Raw genomic sequence first — 19,138 nt, 5'->3', positions numbered from 1 at the left:
CTCGGATATCCCCATCCACACCGAGTGAGCGGAAGACCAGTGCTACAGACCACAGAGCCCGTCGTGCGACCTGACGAGTCCGTGATCGAGGGCCTGGACTATTGGCGCACCCTCCCGATCAAGCAGCAGCCGGAGTGGCCGGACCGCGAGGCCGCCGCCGCCGCGTCCGCCGAGATCGCGACTCTGCCGCCGCTCGTGTTCGCCGGCGAGGTGGACCAGCTGCGCACGCGGCTCGCGCGCGCCGCATCCGGTGAGGCCTTCCTGCTCCAGGGCGGCGACTGCGCCGAGACCTTCGCCGGGGCGACCGCCGACCAGATCCGCAACCGCGTCAAGACGGTGCTGCAGATGGCCGTCGTACTGACCTACGGTGCCTCAGTGCCGGTCATCAAGATGGGCCGCATGGCCGGGCAGTTCGCGAAGCCGCGCTCCAGCGACACCGAGACCCGAAACGGCGTCACCCTGCCCGCGTACCGCGGCGATATCGTGAACGGCTACGACTTCACGCCCGAGTCGCGGCAGGCCGACCCCCGCCGCCTCGTGCAGGGGTACCACACGGCCGCCTCCACGCTGAACCTCATCCGCGCCTTCACCCAGGGTGGCTTCGCCGACCTGCGCCAGGTGCACAGCTGGAACAAGGGCTTCGCCGCCAACCCCGCCAACCAGCGCTACGAGGGTCTGGCCCGCGAGATCGACCGCGCCATCAAGTTCATGGAGGCGGCGGGCGCCGACTTCGACGAGCTCACCCGGGTGGAGTTCTACTCCAGCCACGAGGCGCTGCTCATGGACTACGAGCGCCCGATGACCCGCATCGACTCCCGCACGGGCACGCCGTACAACACGTCGGCGCACTTCGTCTGGATCGGCGAGCGGACGCGCGAGCTCGACGGCGCGCACGTCGACTTCCTGTCGCGCGTGCGCAACCCGATCGGCGTCAAGCTCGGCCCGACGACCTCGCGCGACGACATGCTGCGCCTGATCGACAAGCTGGACCCCGAGCGCGAGCCGGGCCGCCTGACGTTCATCACGCGCATGGGCGCCGGCAAGATCCGGGATGCGCTTCCTCCGCTGCTCGAGGCGATCAAGCGCTCCGACGCCAAGCCCCTGTGGGTCACCGACCCGATGCACGGCAACGGCCTGACGACGCCGAACGGCTACAAGACCCGCCGCTTCGACGACATCGTCGACGAGGTGAAGGGCTTCTTCGAGGCGCACCGCGCCGCGGGCACGAACCCCGGCGGCATCCACGTCGAGCTGACCGGCGACGACGTGACCGAGTGCCTGGGCGGCTCGGAGCACATCGACGAGGAGACCCTGGCGACCCGTTACGAGTCGCTCTGCGACCCGCGTCTGAACCACCAGCAGTCCCTGGAGCTGGCGTTCCTGGTCGCCGAGGAGCTGTCCCAAGCCTGAGGCGCGCACACGAAACGGAGGAGTCCCGCGGTGAGTTGCCGCGGGACTCCTCCGTTTCGGGTTGATGGGGCTCGGAGCTGCCTGTTGTCCTCCGTTTCGCACCGGCGTGACGCGTGAGCAGAACGGAGGAAATCGCCGGCGACGCGCTGGAGTCCGTTGCGTAACGGAGGCGTGCGCGGCGCGGGAACGCCCGAAACTCCTCCGTTTCGCGCGGCAGGGAGGGCTCTGCTGGCGGGAAGGGCGCGAGGAGAACCGGGACCCGAGGCGCAGGGCCTGAGCCGCGGCGTCCCGATCCGCATCGAGGCGACGCAACACGCCGTCATCGCGACCGGGAAACGGCGCGTTGCGTCCCCTCGATCGCTAGAACCCGGCGAAGTTGACCGTGATCGTGGAGCCCTTGGGCTGCTGCGTCCCCGCCTCCGGCGAGATCTTGGACACGACGAAGGCGGACGGCGCCACATCGGCGATCGCGCTGTACTTGAGCTTGAAGCCGGCGTCCGTGAGGGCCTTCTTGGCGTCCGCCCAGTTCTTCCCCACGACATCCGGTACCGTCACGGGCTCGGGGCCCTTGGAGGTCTCGAGGAGCAGGGTGTCGCCCGGGCGCACCGGGTCGTTCTGCGGCTTGGCCGAGATGACGTCGCCCTTGTCGACCGTGTCGCTGTAGCTCTCGGGGCCGGCGGCGGTGTGCAGGCCGACCTTGCTCAGGATGGCGTTGGCGTCGTCGACAGACTTGCCCGCGACATCCGGGATGGCGCCCGCCGAGACGACGAGGTTGACCGCCGCGGCCTCGAAGTAGGAGCCGCCGCCGGAGATGTCGGCGCCGTTGTCGGCGCGCGTCGCCGAGATGACGGTGTCGGCCGGGACCTTGGCGTCGAACTGCGGCGTGACGTCGCCGACCTTCGCGCCGACCGCGGTGATCGCGCTCTTGGCCGCGTCCGTCGTGAGACCCGCGAGCGGCGGGACGTCGACCGGCTTCGGCCCCTGCGAGATGCGGAGTGTGACCGTGCTGCCACGCCCGGCGGGCACGCCCGCCTTCGGGTCCGTGCTCGACACCAGGCCCTTGGCGACCGTGACGCTGTATTCGGGGGCCTGAGCGGCCTTGAAACCGAGCTTGGTGAGTTGCGCAGTCGCCGCGTCGGGTGCGGAGTTCACGACGTTCGGGACGGCGACCAGCGACCCGGGGCCGGCGCCGAAGTACCAGCCGGTGCCGGCGGCGACGACCGCGAGCAGGATGACCAGCGCGAACAGCCACCAGCCCTTCGAGCGGCGCTTCGCGGCGGCCTTCGTCAGCGTCTCGGTCGCGGCCGGCGTGCTCGACGCGACCTGCTGCCGGATGGCCGGGTTGATGATCTGGGTGTCGCCCGCATCCACGTCGAACGCCGGCGGCAGCACCATTGTCGGCTGCAGCACCGCCTCTCCGCGGATCGACTTCTCGGCCTCGAGCAGGCGGTCGAGCATCTCGCGGGCGTCGCGGGGACGGCGGTCCGGGTCCTTCTCGGTCGCCCACAGCACGAGCTCGTCGAGCTCGGCGGGGACTGCCGGGTTCTTGGCGCTCGGCGCGGGGACGGCGTCGTTGGCGTGCTGGTAGGCGATCTGCATCGGCTGCTCGCCCTGGAAGGGCTGCTGGCCGGTCAGCATCTCGTACATCATGATGCCGAGCGCGTAGATGTCACTGCGGGCATCGGCGACCCCGCGGGTGACGAGCTCGGGGGAGAGGTAGGCGATGGTGCCGAGGAGCGCCTGACCGGTCGCCGTGTTCGCGGAGGCGGCGCGGGCGAGGCCGAAGTCGCCGATCTTGATGCGTCCGTCGTCGGCGAGCAGCACGTTCTCGGGCTTGAGGTCGCGGTGGACGATGCCCGCCTTGTGCGCGGCGGCGAGGCCCGAGAGCACGGCCTCCATGATGTCGATGGTCTGCTCCGGGGTGAGCTTGCCGTAGTCCTTGAGCAGGTCGCGCAGCGTGATGCCGGGCAGGTACTCCATGACCAGGTAGGCCATGTCGCTGTCCTGGCCCTGGTCGAACACGTTGACCACGTTGGGATGCGCGAGCCGGGCGGCCGAGCGCGCCTCCTGCACGAAGCGGCTCTTGAAGGTGGAGTCGTCGGCCAGGTGGCCGTGCATGATCTTGATCGCGACCCGGCGCTCCAGGCGGAGGTCGGTGGCCAGGTAGACGGTCGCCATGCCGCCGCGAGCGATCCGCGAGCGCACCTGATACCGGCCGTCGATGAGACGGCCGATCATCGGGTCGGTCTGGCTCGTGGTCACGAATCGAGTCTAAGGAACGACGTATGCCGGAATCGACTCAAAACACCGGTGGAGGCGAGGGCTGTGACCGGGCTGTGACCTTCCGCCGCGTGCACGGCCGTCAGCCGAGCTGGGCGAGCCACGCGCGGGCGGACGTCTCCCACTTGGCGTAGGCGTCGGGGAAGGCCGAGAGCTGCACGGCCTGCGCCGCCTGCGTGACGCTCATGCCGCTCCATCCCGGGATGTCGAGCAGGCCCCGCGTGCGTCCCTTGTTGGGGTTCGCGGCGCCGCCGTAGAAGGCGAGAGTGGCGCGCGTCGGGTCGAGCACCTGGTCGGGCGTTCCCCAGCCGGTGCTCGGGCGCTGCTGGAACAGGCCGAGCGAGTCGCGGTCACCATAGCGGACATTGCGGAGGCCGGACTCCTGTGCCGCGGCCGCCAGGGCGATGACGATGCCCCGGTCCGGCACGCCAAGCTGACGCCCGAGCCGGACGATGAGCGCGGCGTTGCCCCGCATCTCGTCGGTGAGGGCGATGACCTGTCCGGGAGCGACCGCCGGCAGCGGCGCGGGCGCCGCGACGGGTGCCGCGACGATGGGCTTCGGCGTGTTCACCGCGGCGGTGGTGAGGCCGGGGATGCGGACCTTCTGCCCGGGGAAGATGAGGCTCGACGCGCTGAGGCCGTTCGCGGCGAGGACGGCCTTCGTGGTGACGCCGAAGCGGCCGGCGATGCCGCTGATGGTGTCGCCGCGGGCGACGGTGTACGTCGTGGTGGCGGGCGCGGGGCAGCCGGTGCGGGGGCCGGTGCCGCGGCGCGGGCGCCGCCGGCGCAGCCGCGGGTCCGGCGAGGGCCAGCACCTGGCCGGGGAAGATGAGGCTCTTCCAGCTCAGCCCGTTCATGGCGAGCACGGCGGCGGTCGAGAGGCCGAAGCGGGCGGCGATGCCCGACACGGTGTCGCCTGACTGGACGCGGTAGCTGGCCGGCGCGGCGGCCACGGCTGCCTGCGCGACCGATGCCTCCGGCGTGCGCTCGATGGTGCTGACGACGGTGGAGCGCCCGAAGGCGCCGACCTCGCCGGTGTCCCCGGCGCGGTCCGTGGCGCGGTGCTCCGCCGGAGCCGCTTGCGCCGGCGTGACCAGCCCCATCGTCACCGCGAGCGAGCTCGCCACGGCGATCGGGACCGTGCCCAGCACGCCTCGGATCCTGCCGGTGTCTGCCTGAGCCATGGGTACCCCCTGATCGAGTGACACGTCGACACCCCACGCTGGCACAGGTGGGAACTGGAGTCAACGCACGTGACGCATGTGACAGGAGTTTACCTGATCGTAACAATCGAGCGAACGTGCGTGCGGCGTCCACTCGTGGCACGCTGGGAGGGTGAGCGAGCCCGTCCAGACCACGGAGTGGTTGACCGTCCCCGACCTCGTCGAGCTGCTGGGCCTGAGCGTGAGCCGGGTCCGTCGCCTCATCGAAGACCGCCATCTCGGCGCCAAGCGCGTCGACGGCGTCCTCAAGGTTCCCGCCGCCTTCCTGAAGGACGGTCAGCCCCTCAGTGAGCTGCACGGCACCCTCATCGTGCTGGCCGACGACGGCTTCAGCGACGACGAGGCGGTCGACTGGCTGCTCGAGGAGGAGGAGAGCCTCGGAACGTCGCCGATCGAGGCGCTTCGCGCCGGCCGGAAGGCCGAGGTCCGCCGGATCGCTCAAGCGCTCGCGTAGCGAACAGCCTGCGCGTCACGCCGTCCGGCGCGTGACCGTCGTGGCGAGGTCGCGGAGGTGCGCCTTCGCCGCCGCGCCCAGCGGAGCCGCGTCGAGCACGGCGATCGCGCGCGACACGTTGTCGGCGATCATCCGCTCGGCCTTCCCCACCGCGCCGGACTCCCGGATGGTGAGCTGCATCGTGCGGATCTGCTCCGGGGTGAGGTCGGGGTCGCCGAGCAGCTCGTCGAGGGCCGCGCGCGCTCCCGACGGGATCGCCTCGCGGGTCAGCGCGATGAGGACGGTGCGCTTGCCCTCGCGGAGGTCGTCGCCGCTGGGCTTGCCGGTCACCTCGGCGTCGCCGAACACCCCGAGCAGGTCGTCCCGCAACTGGTAGGCGATCCCGAGGGGGAGGCCGAAGTCGCGCAGCGCGTCCAGCTGGCCGATGTTCGCCCCCGCGAGCGCCCCGCCGATGAGCAGGGGAGACTCGATGGAGTACTTCGCCGACTTGAACACGATGACCCGTTCGGCCCGCGCCAGCTGGTCGGCGTCCGGCCGGCCCTGCCAGCCGATCTCCTCGAAGATGTCGAGGTACTGGCCGGCGGTCACATCCAGCCGCATCCGGTTGAACTCCGCGCGGGCGGCCCGGCGTGCCGGTGTGCTGACCAGCTGGGTGAGCCCCTCGTCGAAGAGCTCGTCGCTCAGGATGAGCAGCAGGTCGCCGAGCAGGGTCGCGGCTCCGGTGCCGAAGGCGGCGCCGGAGCCGCCCCAGCCCTCCTGGTCGTGGAGCCGCTCGAACCGCTTGTGCGCGGCCGGGGCCCCGCGTCGCGTGTCGGAGTTGTCGATAATGTCGTCGTGCACCAGCGCTGCGGCGTGGAACAGCTCGAGCGCGCTGGCCACGGAGACGACCGCGTCGAGCGCTCCGGACGCGGGCACGGAGCCGGCGTCGGTGCCGTCGTCGTCCGCGTCGCCGGCGGTGCGGACGGCCTGCCAGCCCCAGAAGCAGAACAACGCCCGGAAGCGCTTGCCGCCGCTGAGAAAATCCCTTGAGAACCCTGCTACCGGAGAGAGCTCATCGGCGATGGAGACGAGAATGGAGGCGCGTGATTCGAAGAATCCATCGATTCTCGACTGGATGAGGTCGGTGAACCGGATGCTTTCAGACACACGCCTAGCCTAGCCAGACCCGCGAGGTTAGAATCAGGCTCACCTAGCCTCGAACCCACGAGAAAGAGGGGGATCCGGATGCCGCTTTCGGAACACGAGCAGCGCCTCCTCGAAGAGATGGAACGCAGTCTCTACCAGAACGACGCGGACTTCGTCGCCAAGGTCGGTGGCAAGCGGGCGAGACCCGCGTACCGATCGATCGTGCTGGGCATCCTGCTCGCGGTCGTCGGCGTCATCGTCCTGGTGCTGGGCGTGTGGTTCCAGCAGCCCCTGGTGGGCATCCTCGGCTTCGTCGTCATGTTCGCCGGCGTCCTGGTGGCCATCGCCCCGGGCAAGCGCGTCGCGGTCGAGCCGGGAGCGCCCGAGCCGAAGAAGGCCAAGGCGCGCGGAGGCCAGACCGGCTTCATGGACCGCATGAACGACCGCTGGGACAAGCGCAACGACGGCGGAGAGAGCTGACCCTCCACTCCGCTCCACAGACTCACCCCTGAAGGGCCGATCGAGAGATCGGCCCTTTTTCGTGCCCGCCCAGCATCCCTGACGCTCCATTTCCCTCCACCTCGTTCTGCCCCGTGATTTCGCGGGTGAACGTACCCAATTCGGGGCAATCGGGCCAATGTGCATCGATTTGTGGATGGGAGTGGAGTAAAGTGGAGGCACACCGCAACCTGGGCCGGGAGAGTGGGGGTGGCAGCCGATGTTCCTCGGTACGCATGCCCCCAAGCTGGACGAGAAGGGGCGCATCATCCTGCCGGCCAAGTTCCGGGACGAGCTCGCGTCCGGCCTCGTCCTCACCCGCGGCCAGGAGCACTGCGTCTACGTCTTCTCGCAGCGGGAGTTCGAATCGCTGCACGAGAAGATCCGCCAGGCGCCGGTGACGAGCAAGCAGGCCCGCGACTACCTGCGCGTGTTCCTCTCGGGGGCGAGCGCCGAGGTCCCGGACAAGCAGAACCGCGTGACCATCCCGGCCGCGCTCCGCTCGTACGCGGGACTGGATCGCGACCTGGTCGTGATCGGCGCGGGCAGCCGCGCGGAGATCTGGGACGCCACCGCCTGGGAGACCTACCTCACCGAGCAGGAGGCGGCGTTCGCGAGCACGGAGGAGGAGGTGATCCCGGGACTCTTCTGACCGCTGTGTCCCTGACGCCGGACTCCCAGCCATACGCCCTGACACCACTTCCCCGGTGTCAGGTCGGGATGGATGGGGATCCGGAACCAGGGGCACGCGGACCGTCCCGAACGGCCATGACCGACTCCAATGACAGGATCCACACCCCGGTGCTCCTCGAGCGCTGCATCGAACTGCTGGCGCCCGCGCTGACACGGCCCGGTGCGGTGTTCGTCGACGCCACGCTCGGGATGGGCGGCCACTCGGTCGGCATCCTGGAGCGCTTCCCCGACGTCACGCTGGTCGGGCTCGACCGCGACCCCGAGGCGCTGGCCATCGCGGGGGAGCGCCTCGAGCGCTTCGGCGATCGCGTCCACCTCGTCCACACCGTCTACGACGGCATCCGCGAGGCGGTCGAGGGGGAGGGCTTCGAGCACATCGACGGCGTGCTGTTCGACCTCGGCGTCTCGTCCCTCCAGCTCGATCGCGTGGAGCGCGGGTTCTCGTACTCGAAGGACGCCCCGCTCGACATGCGGATGGACGGCACGAGCGAGCTGACGGCTGCCACCGTCGTCGCCGAGTACTCGGAGGCCGACCTGCGCCGCATCTTCCGCGACTACGGCGAGGAGAAGCTGGCCGGCCGCTACGCGCGGCGCATCGTGGAGGAGCGGGAGCGGCAGCCGATCGAGCGGAGCGGCCAGCTGGTCGACCTGATCACGAAGGCGACCCCGGTCGCCCAGCAGCGGCAGGGCCACCCGGCGAAGCGGGTCTTCCAGGCGCTGCGGATCGAGGTCAACCAGGAGCTGGCGGTGCTGGAGCGTGCCATCCCCGCCGCCATCGACGCGCTGAACGTCGGAGGCCGGATCGTCGTCGAGGCGTACCAGTCGCTCGAGGACCGCATCGTGAAGCGCGAACTGCAGACCCGCTCCACCTCCAGTGCGCCCGCCGGTCTCCCGGTCGAGCTGCCGGAGCACCGCCCGGAACTGAAGCTGCTGATCCGCGGCGCCGAGCTGGCGGACGACGACGAGAAGGCCGCGAACCCGCGGGCCACGCCGGTGAGACTGCGCGCGGCCGAGCGGGTACGCCCCGCATCCACCACCGAACAGACGAGGAGGCGCCCGTGAGCACCACTCTGGCAGAGGCCGTCCCGGCGCCGACCCGCAGGCGGCCCGCCGCCCTGTGGAACGGCGGAGCCCTCCCCGCTCCGGTGGAGGAGCCGAAGCGCAGCCACCTCGAAGTCGTCCCGACGCGGGCGCAGCGGCGGGCGCGCCCGCGTGCGCTGTACGCGGTGATCGCCGTGGGCACGCTGCTCGCGATCGTGGTGTCGCAGCTGCTGCTGAGCATCGGGATCTCGCAGGGCGCCTACCAGCTGAACTCCCTGCAGGCGAAGCAGACGCAGCTGCAGCGGTCGTACCAGGCCGCGTCCGAGGATCTCAACCGCGTCTCGTCGCCGCAGAACCTCGCGGCCAACGCCAACGCGCTCGGGATGGTGAGCAACAGCAGCCCGGCCTACCTCCGGCTCTCCGACGGCGCGGTGCTGGGGGCGCCCGCGCCCGCGAACGGCGCGGCGGGCACTGTGACCGGCGTGCAGGGCAACCTCGTGCCGAACGCACAGCTGGCCGGCGTGCCGCTGGTCACGGCGGCGCAGCAGAAGGCCGCCGCCGGCGCGAATCCGTCCACAGCCGGAAGCCAGGCTGGGAATTCCACAGGTCAGGGTGCGGCAGCCGCGCCGACGACCGCTCCGACCGTACCGTTGCAGGGAGCGTTGCCGACCCCGGTGACGCACTGACGACGGAACGGGCTGGAGCATGGTCAGCAAGAAGATGCTGCGGCGGCGGACCGCCGTGACGGTTCTCGCCGTCGCGGCGACCGTCGGCATCCTGGGCGCCAAGCTGGTCGACATCCAGGTGGTGCGGGCCGACGCCCTGCAGCGCCAGTCCGTCACCGCCAAAGAGGTCTCGACGCCGCTGCTCGGCAATCGCGGCGACATCGTCGACGCCGACGGCACGGTGCTCGCGACGACGGTGTACACGTACACGGCCGCTGCGTCGCCCAAGGACGCGATCGCCGGCGGCCGCGACAAGATGGTGGAGGCGGCGGCGAAGATCGGCGCCATCACCGGGCAGGGCGGCGACGCGGTCGTCGCGCTCATCGACGCGGCGCTCAAGGCCGACCCGAAGTCGCAGTACGTGCTGATCAAGTCCGGGATGGACGTCGGCACCTTCGACAAGCTCGACAAGCTGCCGTACCCGTGGCTGACCTTCACCAAGAAGCAGGCGCGCAGCTACCCGAACGGCGCGGTCGCCGGCAACCTGCTGGGCTTCCTCTCCGCCGGCGGCGACTCGGGCCTCGAGAAGAGCGAGAACACGTGCCTCGCCGGCCAGAACGGCGAGGAGACCTACCAGCGCGGCGCCGACGGGGTCGCCATCCCCGGCAGCACGGTCGTGCAGAAGCAGGCCAAGGACGGCGGCACGCTCAAGCTGACGATCGACGGAGACCTCCAGTGGTTCGCCGAGCAGACGCTGGCCCAGCAGGTCGCGGCGACCGGGTCGAAGTTCGGGTTCGTCACCGTCGCCGAGGCGAAGACCGGCAAGGTCAAGGCGATCGCGCAGTGGCCGGCGCTCGACCCGAACAACATCGACGCGACCGACCCCTCGTACTGGCGGCTCCAGCCGCTCACCGACCCCCGTGAGCCGGGATCGACGTTCAAGGCGCTCACCGCCGCGATGCTGATCGACCAGGGCAAGGCGACGCCGACGAGCCAGGTGCTGGCCCCCTACTCGTGGAAGTCGGGCAACGGAGCCGATCTGCACGACTCGGGCTACCACGGTCCACTGCGGCTCACCCTCACCGGTGTGCTGATGATGTCGTCCAACACCGGCATGTCGCAGCTCGGCAAGGCGCTCAGCGACCAGACGCGCTACGACTACCTCAAGAAGTTCGGCATCGGCGAGTCGACCGGGCTGCCCTATCCGGATCAGTCCGACGGCGTGCTGCACCCGGTGAGCGAGTGGGACGACCAGACGAAGTACGCGACCATGTTCGGGCAGGGCGTCTCGGCGACGCAGATCCAGATGGTCGGCGCCTACCAGGCGCTCGCCAACGGCGGCACGCGCATCCCGCTGTCCTTCGTCGAGGGCTGCGAGCACCCGGACGGCACCGTGACCGACATCCCGAGCGCCAAGGCGACCCAGGTCGTCTCGGCCCAGGCGGCCTCGACCACGCTCGGGATGATGGAGTCGGTGGTGACCGACGGCGAGCTCAAGAAGCAGCTGCAGATCCCGGGCTACCGGGTCGCCGCCAAGACCGGAACAGCCCAGCAGCCGGACGGCAAAGGCGGCTATCTGCCGTCGTACTACGTGTCGGTCATGGGCGTCGCGCCGGTGGACGATCCGCAGTACGTCGTTTCGGTCAACCTCGGATTCCCGACTACCATTACTTCGTCGGCAGCGGCCGCTCCGCTGTTCCACACGATCATGAGTCAAGTGCTGAAGACCTACCGGGTGAAGCCGTCGACGTCGAGCCCGGCGGGCTATCCGCCCTACTACTGATGAACACCGTCTACCGAAAGTGAGCCCCGTGACAGGACCGGCGCCATCCTCTCTGCGCCCCGAGCATCCCGTCGCCCGCCCGCTCGCACAGCTGGTCGCGGAGTTCGGCCTTGACTGCCGCGGCGACCTCGACGGCGTCGAGGTGACCGGCGCGGCCCTCGCGAGCTCCGCCGTCGAGCCGGGCGACCTCTACGTGGGCGTGCCCGGACGCAACTCCCACGGAGCCACGTACGCCGCTGCCGCCGCCGAGGCGGGCGCGGTCGCCGTGCTGACCGACGAGGAGGGCGCGGCCATCGCGGCCGACTCCGGCCTCCCGGTCATCGTCACGCCCGACCCGCGCGCCGCACTCGGCGCCGTGTCGGCCTGGATCTACCGCACCGACGAGAACTCGGCGACGCTGTTCGGCGTGACGGGCACCAACGGCAAGACCAGCGTCGTCTACCTGCTCAATGCAATCCTGGGACAGCTCGGCGTGGTCTCGGGCCTCAGCTCGACCGCCGAGCGCCGCATCGGCGACACGGTCATCACGAGCAAGCTCACGACGCCCGAGGCGAGCGAGCTGCACGCCCTGCTGGCCCGGATGCGCGAGGAGGGCGTGCGCGCCGCCGCGATCGAGGTGTCGGCGCAGGCGCTCAGCCGCCACCGCGTCGACGGGATCGTGTTCGACGTCGTCGGCTTCACCAACCTCAGCCACGACCACCTCGACGACTACGCCGCGATGGACGACTACTTCGCGGCCAAGCTGGAGCTGTTCCAGCCGGACCGCGCGCGCCGCGGCGTCGTCACCGTCGACTCCGACTGGGGCCGCCGGCTGGTGGACCAGTCCCGCATCCCGGTCGCGACGCTGTCCAGCTCGCCCGGGTCGGACGCCGAGTGGACCCTGACCGTGCAGGACGAGACGCTGGAGCGCACCGCGTTCGCGCTGGAGGGCCCGGACGGCCGCCGGCTCGAGACGAGCATCCCGCTGCTCGGCGCGTACAACGCCGCCAACGCCGCCCTCGCGATCGTCATGCTGGTCGAGTCCGGCTACGACCTCGACGCCATCGGCGCCGCGCTGGAGCGCGACGGCGGCATCGACGCCTACATCCCGGGTCGCGCGGAGCGCCTGTCCGGCGACCGCGGGCCCGTCGTGTTCATCGACTACGGCCACAGCCCCGACGCCTTCCTGTCGACCTTGAGCGCGCTGCGCAAGGTGACCGACGGCCGCATCGTGATGGTGTTCGGCGCCGACGGCGACCGCGACACCACCAAACGCACCGACATGGGCGCCATCGCCGCCCGCGGCTCCGACGCCGTGGTCATCACCGACTTCCACCCGCGCTGGGAGGACCCGGCGACCATCCGCGCCGCCCTGCTCGAGGGCGCCCGCACGGCCGTGCCGGAGCTCGACCTGTACGAGGTCCCGGACCCGCGCGCCGCCTTCCGCACCGCGCTGTCGCTGGCGGGCGAGGGTGACGTCGTCCTCTACGCCGGACCCGGCCACGAGGACTACCAGGAGGTGGCGGGCCAGCGCCTGCCGTACTCCGCCCGCGAGGACGTCCGTCTCGCGCTCCGAGAGGCCGGGTGGCTGTAGATGATCGCGATGACCCTGGCCGAGATCGCCGAGGCCACGCGCGGCACGCTGCTGCTCGACGGCACGGACGCCACGCCCGACACGACCGTGTCCGGCCCGTCGACCACCGACTCCCGCGAGGTCGTGCCCGGCACGATCTTCTTCGCCAAGCCCGGCGAGTTCACCGACGGTCACCTGTTCGCGCCGCAGGCGGCCGAGGCGGGCGCCGCGTTGCTCGTGGTCGACCACGCGCTCGACCTCCCGGTGCCGCAGCTCCTCGTCGACGACACGGTCGTCGCGCTCGGCGACCTGGCGACCGAGGTCGTCGCGCGCGTGCGCGCCCTCGGCCTGCTGAAGATCGTCGGTATCACCGGCTCGAACGGCAAGACCACGACCAAGAACCTCCTGCGCGCCGTGCTGGAGCAGGTCGGCCCCACCATCGCCCCCCGCGCCTCCTTCAACAACGAGGTCGGCGCGCCGGTCACGATGCTGCAGGTGACCGAGGAGACGCAGTTCCTGGTCGCCGAGATGGGCGCGAGCGGCATCGGCGAGATCGCGCGTCTGGTCCGCATGGCGCGACCGGACGTCGGCGTCGTCCTCAAGGTGGGCCTCGCGCACGCCGGCGAGTTCGGCGGCATCGAGAAGACGCTGCAGGCGAAGACCGAGATGGTCACCGACCTCCTCGACTCGGATGTCGCGATCCTGAACATCGACGACGCCCGCGTGCGCACGATGGCCGACAAGACCATCGCGCGTGTGCTCTGGTTCGGCCTCGACGACGAGGCCGCCGTGCGCGCGACGGACATCGTGTCCGACCGCCGCGGCACCTCCTTCACGCTGCACCTGCCGTCGCGGGACGGCGGCGAGGGCGAATCGCGTCCGGTGCGCTTCCAGGTGCTCGGCGAGCACCACGTCATGAACGCGCTGGCCGCCGCGGCGTCCGCCTACGTCCTCGACGTCGACATCGACACCATCGTGACGGCCCTGCAGTCGGTGAAGACCGCCGAGCGGGGACGCATGGAGGTGCTCGGCAACGACGAGGTCACCGTGATCAACGACGCGTACAACGCCAGCCCCGACTCCATGGCGGCGGCGATCAAGACGCTCGCGCAGATCGCGGAGCCGGGCGGCCGCACGATCGCCGTGCTCGGCGAGATGAGCGAGCTGGGCGAGTTCTCGGGGGAGGAGCACGACCGCATCGGCCTGCTCGTCGTCCGCCTCGGCATCGACCAGCTGGTCGTCGTCGGGCCGGAAGCCCGGCGCATGCACATCACCGCGATCAACGAGGGCTCGTGGGACGGCGAGTCCGTGTACTTCGAGACGCAGGACGAGGCGTTCGAGCACCTGCAGGGCTCCCTGCGGGCCGGCGACACCGTGCTCGTGAAGTCCTCCAACTCGGCCGGGCTGCGCTTCCTCGGCGACCGGCTGGGAGGGGCGTTCGCGTGAGAGCCCTGCTGACCTCCGGTGCGCTGTCGATGGCGTTCACGCTGTTCCTGACGCCGCTGTTCATCCGGCTGTTCCGTCGCCTCCAGTGGGGGCAGTTCATCCGCGACGACGGGCCGCAGAGCCACCACGCCAAGCGCGGCACGGCCACGATGGGCGGCATCGTCGTCATCCTGGGCACGCTGTTCGGCTATTTCACCGCACTGCTGCTCACGGGCGACGAGACCAGCGTCTCTGCGCTGCTCGTCCTGTTCCTCATGGTGGGTCTCGGCATCGTCGGGTTCATCGACGACTTCCTCAAGACCCGGCGCGAGCGCAGCCTGGGACTGACCGGATGGGCGAAAGTCGCCGGTCAGGTCGTGGTCGCGACCGTCTGGGCGTTGCTGGCGATCCGGTTCCCGAACGGCAACGACTACACCCCGGCGACGATGAGCGTCTCGTTCATCCGCGACCTGCCGGCCATCGACTTCGGCGCGATCACCAAGTTCGGCGTGATCGGCGTCCTGGTCGGCTACGGCCTGTACCTCATCTGGATCAACTTCCTCGTCGCAGCCACCTCGAACGGCGTGAACGTGACCGACGGCCTCGACGGGCTCGCCTCCGGCGCCTCGATCCTCGCCATCGGCGCCTACATCATCATCGGGTTCTGGCAGTCGATCCAGTCGTGCGCGAACGTCAAGCTGAGCGTCGAGAACGTCGCCAAGTGCTACGACGTGCGCGACCCCTTCGACCTGGCGATCGTGGCCACCGCGATCGTCGGCGCGGTCGTCGGGTTCCTGTGGTGGAACACGTCGCCCGCGCAGATCTTCCTCGGCGACACCGGGTCGCTGGCGCTCGGCGGCGCGGTCGCGGCGCTCGCCATCCTGAGCCGCACCGAGCTGCTGCTCATCCTCATCGGCGGCCTGTTCGTCATCGAGGCCGGTTCGGTGATCGTGCAGAGGGCGTACTTCAAGCTCAGTCACGGCAGACGCATCTTCCTGATGAGCCCCATCCACCACCACTTCGAGCTGAAGGGGTGGGCCGAGGTGACGGTCGTCGTCCGGTTCTGGATCATCGGCGGCCTGCTGGTCGCGGCCGGGGTCGGATCCTTCTACCTGGAGTGGCTGGCCACATGAGCGACGCACGGCGCCTGGAGGACTTGACCAGCTGGTACGCCGACTGGTCGGGACTGCGCGTGGCCGTCTACGGCCTCGGTGTGACCGGGTTCTCGGTGGCGGACACGCTGGCCGAGCTCGGCGCGCAGGTGCTCGTGGTCGCCGCGAAGGCCGACGACGAGCGACGGATGCTGCTCGAGGTCATCGGAGCCGAGCTGGTCGAGCAGCAGGACCTCTCGACCGCGCCCGAGCGTCTCGCGGAGTTCGATCCAGAGCTCGTCGTGGTGTCGCCGGGCTTCCACTGGGACCACCCGCTGCTGCTGTGGGCCGAGGAGCGCGAGACCCCGGTATGGGGTGACATCGAGCTCGCCTGGCGGCTGCGCGACAAGGTCGCCCGTCCCGACGGCGCCGAGGGTCCGGCCGACTGGATCTGCGTCACCGGCACCAACGGCAAGACGACGACGGTGCAGCTGACCGCGACGATGATCCTCGCCGGCGACTACCGCGTGGCGCCGTGCGGCAACATCGGCGTGCCCGTGCTCGACGCCATCCGCGATCCCGAGGGCTTCGACGTGCTCGTGGTCGAGCTCTCCAGCTACCAGCTGCACTGGGTCAACCGGAACCCGGGCGGCGAGCTGTCGCCGTTCTCGGCCGCCTGCCTCAACATCGCCGACGACCACCTCGACTGGCACGGCTCGATGGAGGCGTACATCGCCGCGAAGGCGAAGGTCTACGACAACACCCGCGTCGCCTGCGTGTACAACAAGGCCGACGAGAACACCCTCCGGATGGTCGAGGAGGCCGAGGTCACCGAGGGCGCCCGCGCCATCGGCTTCGGCCTCGGCGTGCCGGGGCCGAGCGACTTCGGGATCGTCGACGGCATCCTGTGCGACCGCGCGTTCCTCGACGACCGGGCCAACTCGGCCCTCGAGCTGACGACGCTCGACGAGCTGGCCGAGGCCGGGCTGGCTGCACCGCACGTCGTGGCGAACATCCTCGCCGCCAGCGCCCTCGCCCGCTCCTACGGCGTCGCGCCGCAGGTGATCCGGGATGTGCTCACGGCGTTCCGGCTCGACGCGCACCGCATCGAGCTGGTGCGCACCCAAGACGGCGTGAACTGGGTGGACGACTCCAAGGCCACGAACCCGCACGCGGCCGACGCGTCGCTGCGCGCCTTCCCGTCGGTGGTCTGGCTCGTCGGCGGCCTGCTGAAGGGCGTGGATGTGGACGACCTGGTCGGCAAGCACGTCGGCCGCCTGCGCGGCGCCGTGCTGATCGGCGTGGACCGCGACGCGCTGCGTGCGGCATTCCAGCGACACGCGCCGGAGCTTCCGGTGGTCGAGGTCGAGGCCGACGAGACTGGTGAGGTCATGCCGACGGCGGTGCGGCTGGCCGGCGGTCTGGCCCGCGAGGGCGACACCATCCTGCTGGCTCCGGCGGCGGCGTCGATGGACCAGTTCGCCGACTACGCAGAACGCGGGCGCCGCTTCCAGGCGGCCGTGCACGAGTACTTGGGAGGTGAGGCGGATGACGACGAGCCCGCCTCGCGTCCCGACCCGCAGCAGGGCTGAGCGTCCCGCCGACGAGCCGGAGCACGAGTCCGCCGGGCGCCTGAGCGCCCTCACCACCCGCATCGGGCTGGGACGCTCGATGACCTCGGAGTCGGCGAACTACTTCCTGCTGCTCGGGATCACGCTGTTCATGGTCGTCTTCGGCCTGGTCATGGTGCTGTCCTCGTCGGCGGTGGAGTCGCACAACGACAACAACAACTTCTTCGCCCGGTTCTGGTCGCAGGGCGTGTTCGCGCTCGTCGGTCTGCCGCTCATGCTCCTCGTCTCGCGCATCCCGAGGGCGTTCTGGCGGAAGACGATCTGGTTCTTCCTCGCCGCCTCCTGCTTCCTGCAGGTGCTCGTGCTGCTCACGCCCCTCGGCATGGAGATCGGCGGCAACCGCAACTGGATCAAGATCGGCTCGTTCACCGCGCAGCCGTCGGAGGCGATCAAGCTCGCTCTCGTCGTCTGGCTCGGGGTCGTGCTGGCCCGGAAGCGGGACGTGCTGCACCAGTGGAAGCACGTCGCGATCCCGGTCGTCCCGGTGGCGGGCGGGGCGACGGCCCTGGTCACCCTGGGCGGCGACCTGGGCACGACCATGATCATGGCCGCGCTCATCCTCGGCGCTCTGTACTTCGCCGGCGTGCGGCTCCGGTTCCTCGCGGCCGGGGTGGTCTTCGTCGGCGTCGTGGCGATCTGCGTCGCGCTCAGCAGCGCGAGCCGCGTCGGCCGCATCGCAGCGTTCTTCGGCGGCACCAGCGTCGCGAACCCCGACGTCGACTGGCAGATCAAGAACGGCTTCTACGCGCTCGCCTCGGGCGGCGTCTTCGGCGTCGGGCTCGGCAACTCGCACTCGAAGTGGTCGTGGCTGCCGGCGGCCGACACCGACTTCATCTTCGCGATCATCGGCGAGGAGCTGGGGCTGATCGGGGCGGTCGTCGTCCTCCTGCTGTTCGTGATGCTGGCGATCGTCTTCCTGCGCATCATCCACGCCTCGACGGACCCGTTCGCACGGGTCACGACCGCGGCGATCATGGTGTGGCTGATCGGGCAGGCGTTCGTCAACATCGCGGTCGTCCTGGGTGTGATCCCGGTTCTCGGCGTACCGCTCCCACTGATCTCTGCGGGAGGAACTGCGATGATCAGTTCCATGCTCGCCATCGGTATCGTCCTGTCGTTCGCCCGGGAGTCGCACCGCGACTCGATCGCAGACCGGTCGGGCGCGCGCCGGTGACCCGCTACCTCCTGGCCGGCGGTGGCACCGCCGGCCACGTCAACCCGCTGCTCGCCGTCGCCGACCGTCTGCGCCGCGACGCCCCCGACGCCGAGGTCCTCGTGCTCGGCACCGCGGAGGGTCTCGAGGCGCGCCTCGTGCCGCAGCGCGGCTACGAGCTGGCGACCATCCCGAAGCTGCCGTTCCCTCGGCGCCCGAACGCGGCCGCGCTGAAGTTTCCGGGGGAGTATCGGCGCAGCATCCAGACGGTGCGCGACCTGATCGCGTCGCGCGGGATCGACGCGGTCGTCGGCTTCGGCGGGTACGCCGCCGCGCCCGCGTACTCGGCCGCCCGGAAGGCGGGCGTGCCGCTGGTGCTGCACGAGGCCAACGCGCGCCCGGGCCTGGCGAACCGCCTCGGCGCTCGCTACACGCCGTGGGTGGGCGTCGCCTTCGAGGGCACGCCGCTGCCGCACGCGACCTTCGTCGGGATGCCGCTGCGCGTCGAGATCGAGCAGTTGGACCGCGGGGCCGCGCGCCCCGAGGCGGCCGCCGAGTTCGGTCTGTCGCCCGACCGGCCGACGCTGCTGGTGACCGGCGGGTCCCTCGGCGCCCGGCGCATCAACCAGACGATCGCGGCCCGCGCGACCGAGCTGACTGCCGCCGGCTGGCAGGTGCTCCACATCCAGGGCGGACGCGGCGAGCTGACCGACCCGGGCGTCGACGGCTACCGCCTGCTCGAGTACTGCGACCGGATGGACCTCGCCCTCGCGATCGCCGACCTCGCGGTGGCGCGCGCGGGCGCGGCCACGGTCAGCGAGTTCGCCGCGCTCGGCATCCCCGCGGTGTACGTGCCGTTCCCCATCGGCAACGGCGAGCAGCGCTACAACGCCGCCGGCGTCATCCGGGAGGGCGGCGGCCTGCTCGTCGACGACGCGGAGTTCCAGCCGCCGTGGGTGGATGCGGAACTGCTCCCGCTGCTCGCCGACCGGGACCGCACGTCCGAGATGGGACGCCGTGCGGCTTCCGCGGGCGTCCGCGACGGGTCCGACCGCATGGTGGCCCTCATCCGGAGCGCCCTCGGCTGATCCGCACGTTCTCCGCGTAGCCTAGA

At 70.6% G+C, this 19,138-nt stretch carries 15 protein-coding genes and 1 pseudogene; 13 read left to right on the top strand and 3 right to left on the bottom strand.

Translation table 11 applies throughout. The features are described 5' to 3' along the window. Positions 1-39 precede the first annotated feature (39 nt). Positions 40-1,410, top strand: coding sequence for a 3-deoxy-7-phosphoheptulonate synthase (locus A0130_04470; GenBank protein ANF31035.1), 1,371 nt, complete (start codon positions 40-42; stop codon positions 1,408-1,410). A gap of 360 nt (positions 1,411-1,770) precedes the next feature. Here A0130_04470 and A0130_04465 read toward each other — a convergent pair whose 3' ends face one another. Both A0130_04465 and A0130_04460 read right to left on the bottom strand, forming a co-directional pair. Continuing rightward, entirely contained in the window at positions 1,771-3,672 is a 1,902-nt protein-coding gene (locus A0130_04465) for a serine/threonine protein kinase (GenBank protein ID ANF31034.1), read from the bottom strand. A gap of 100 nt (positions 3,673-3,772) precedes the next feature. After that, a pseudogene (locus tag A0130_04460) lies at positions 3,773-4,874 on the bottom strand (hypothetical protein). 151 nt (positions 4,875-5,025) lie between these two features. Between A0130_04460 and A0130_04455 the strand changes: the two are divergent. After that, on the top strand, positions 5,026-5,367 hold the full coding sequence (locus A0130_04455) for a transcriptional regulator (protein ANF31033.1): 342 nt from the start codon (positions 5,026-5,028) through the stop codon (positions 5,365-5,367). Positions 5,368-5,382: 15 nt separating this feature from the next. Here the strand turns inward: A0130_04455 and A0130_04450 are convergent, their stop codons facing one another. Beyond that, positions 5,383-6,513 (bottom strand): geranylgeranyl pyrophosphate synthase, encoded by a 1,131-nt coding sequence (locus A0130_04450; GenBank protein ANF31032.1) that lies wholly within the window; start codon positions 6,511-6,513, stop codon positions 5,383-5,385. A gap of 78 nt (positions 6,514-6,591) precedes the next feature. On the opposite strand from A0130_04450, the gene A0130_04445 reads away from it, so the two are divergent. From A0130_04445 to A0130_04395, 11 genes are all read left to right on the top strand, one after another. After that, a complete protein-coding gene (locus A0130_04445) occupies positions 6,592-6,972 on the top strand; it encodes a hypothetical protein (protein ID ANF31031.1) in 381 nt (126 codons plus the stop codon). Positions 6,973-7,210: 238 nt separating this feature from the next. Then, the gene (locus tag A0130_04440; GenBank protein ANF31030.1) at positions 7,211-7,642 is read left to right on the top strand and encodes a division/cell wall cluster transcriptional repressor MraZ; all 432 of its coding nucleotides are present in this window, start codon (positions 7,211-7,213) and stop codon (positions 7,640-7,642) included. Positions 7,643-7,758: 116 nt separating this feature from the next. Further along, on the top strand, positions 7,759-8,745 hold the full coding sequence (locus A0130_04435) for a 16S rRNA (cytosine(1402)-N(4))-methyltransferase (protein ID ANF31029.1): 987 nt from the start codon (positions 7,759-7,761) through the stop codon (positions 8,743-8,745). After that, on the top strand, positions 8,742-9,410 hold the full coding sequence (locus A0130_04430; protein ANF31028.1) for a hypothetical protein: 669 nt from the start codon (positions 8,742-8,744) through the stop codon (positions 9,408-9,410). The genes A0130_04435 and A0130_04430 overlap by 4 nt, the downstream gene beginning before the upstream one ends. Before the next feature lie 19 nt (positions 9,411-9,429). Further along, positions 9,430-11,172: a penicillin-binding protein gene (locus A0130_04425; GenBank protein ANF31027.1), complete on the top strand. Its 1,743-nt coding sequence runs from the start codon at positions 9,430-9,432 to the stop codon at positions 11,170-11,172. Positions 11,173-11,200: 28 nt separating this feature from the next. After that, the gene (locus A0130_04420; protein ID ANF31026.1) at positions 11,201-12,745 is read left to right on the top strand and encodes a UDP-N-acetylmuramyl peptide synthase; all 1,545 of its coding nucleotides are present in this window, start codon (positions 11,201-11,203) and stop codon (positions 12,743-12,745) included. Beyond that, positions 12,746-14,170 carry a UDP-N-acetylmuramoylalanyl-D-glutamate--2,6-diaminopimelate ligase gene (locus A0130_04415; protein ANF31025.1) on the top strand — a complete coding sequence of 475 codons (1,425 nt, stop codon included), beginning with the start codon at positions 12,746-12,748 and terminating at the stop codon, positions 14,168-14,170. It abuts the gene before it with no gap. Continuing rightward, a complete protein-coding gene (locus A0130_04410) occupies positions 14,167-15,282 on the top strand; it encodes a phospho-N-acetylmuramoyl-pentapeptide-transferase (GenBank protein ANF31024.1) in 1,116 nt (371 codons plus the stop codon). Before A0130_04415 ends, A0130_04410 begins: the two co-directional genes overlap by 4 nt. Next, positions 15,279-16,832 (top strand): UDP-N-acetylmuramoylalanine--D-glutamate ligase, encoded by a 1,554-nt coding sequence (gene murD, locus A0130_04405; protein ID ANF31023.1) that lies wholly within the window; start codon positions 15,279-15,281, stop codon positions 16,830-16,832. The genes A0130_04410 and murD overlap by 4 nt, the downstream gene beginning before the upstream one ends. After that, entirely contained in the window at positions 16,789-18,045 is a 1,257-nt protein-coding gene (locus A0130_04400; protein ANF31022.1) for a cell division protein FtsW, read from the top strand. The genes murD and A0130_04400 overlap by 44 nt, the downstream gene beginning before the upstream one ends. Continuing rightward, a complete protein-coding gene (locus A0130_04395; GenBank protein ANF31021.1) occupies positions 18,042-19,112 on the top strand; it encodes a UDP-N-acetylglucosamine--N-acetylmuramyl-(pentapeptide) pyrophosphoryl-undecaprenol N-acetylglucosamine transferase in 1,071 nt (356 codons plus the stop codon). Before A0130_04400 ends, A0130_04395 begins: the two co-directional genes overlap by 4 nt. The last annotated feature ends 26 nt before the right edge of the window (positions 19,113-19,138 follow it).

The sequence above is a fragment of the Leifsonia xyli genome, from assembly GCA_001647635.1.
Classification (GTDB): domain Bacteria; phylum Actinomycetota; class Actinomycetes; order Actinomycetales; family Microbacteriaceae; genus Leifsonia; species Leifsonia xyli_A.
Note: the sequence above shows the minus strand (reverse complement) of the source record. Positions and strands in the feature narration are given on the sequence as shown.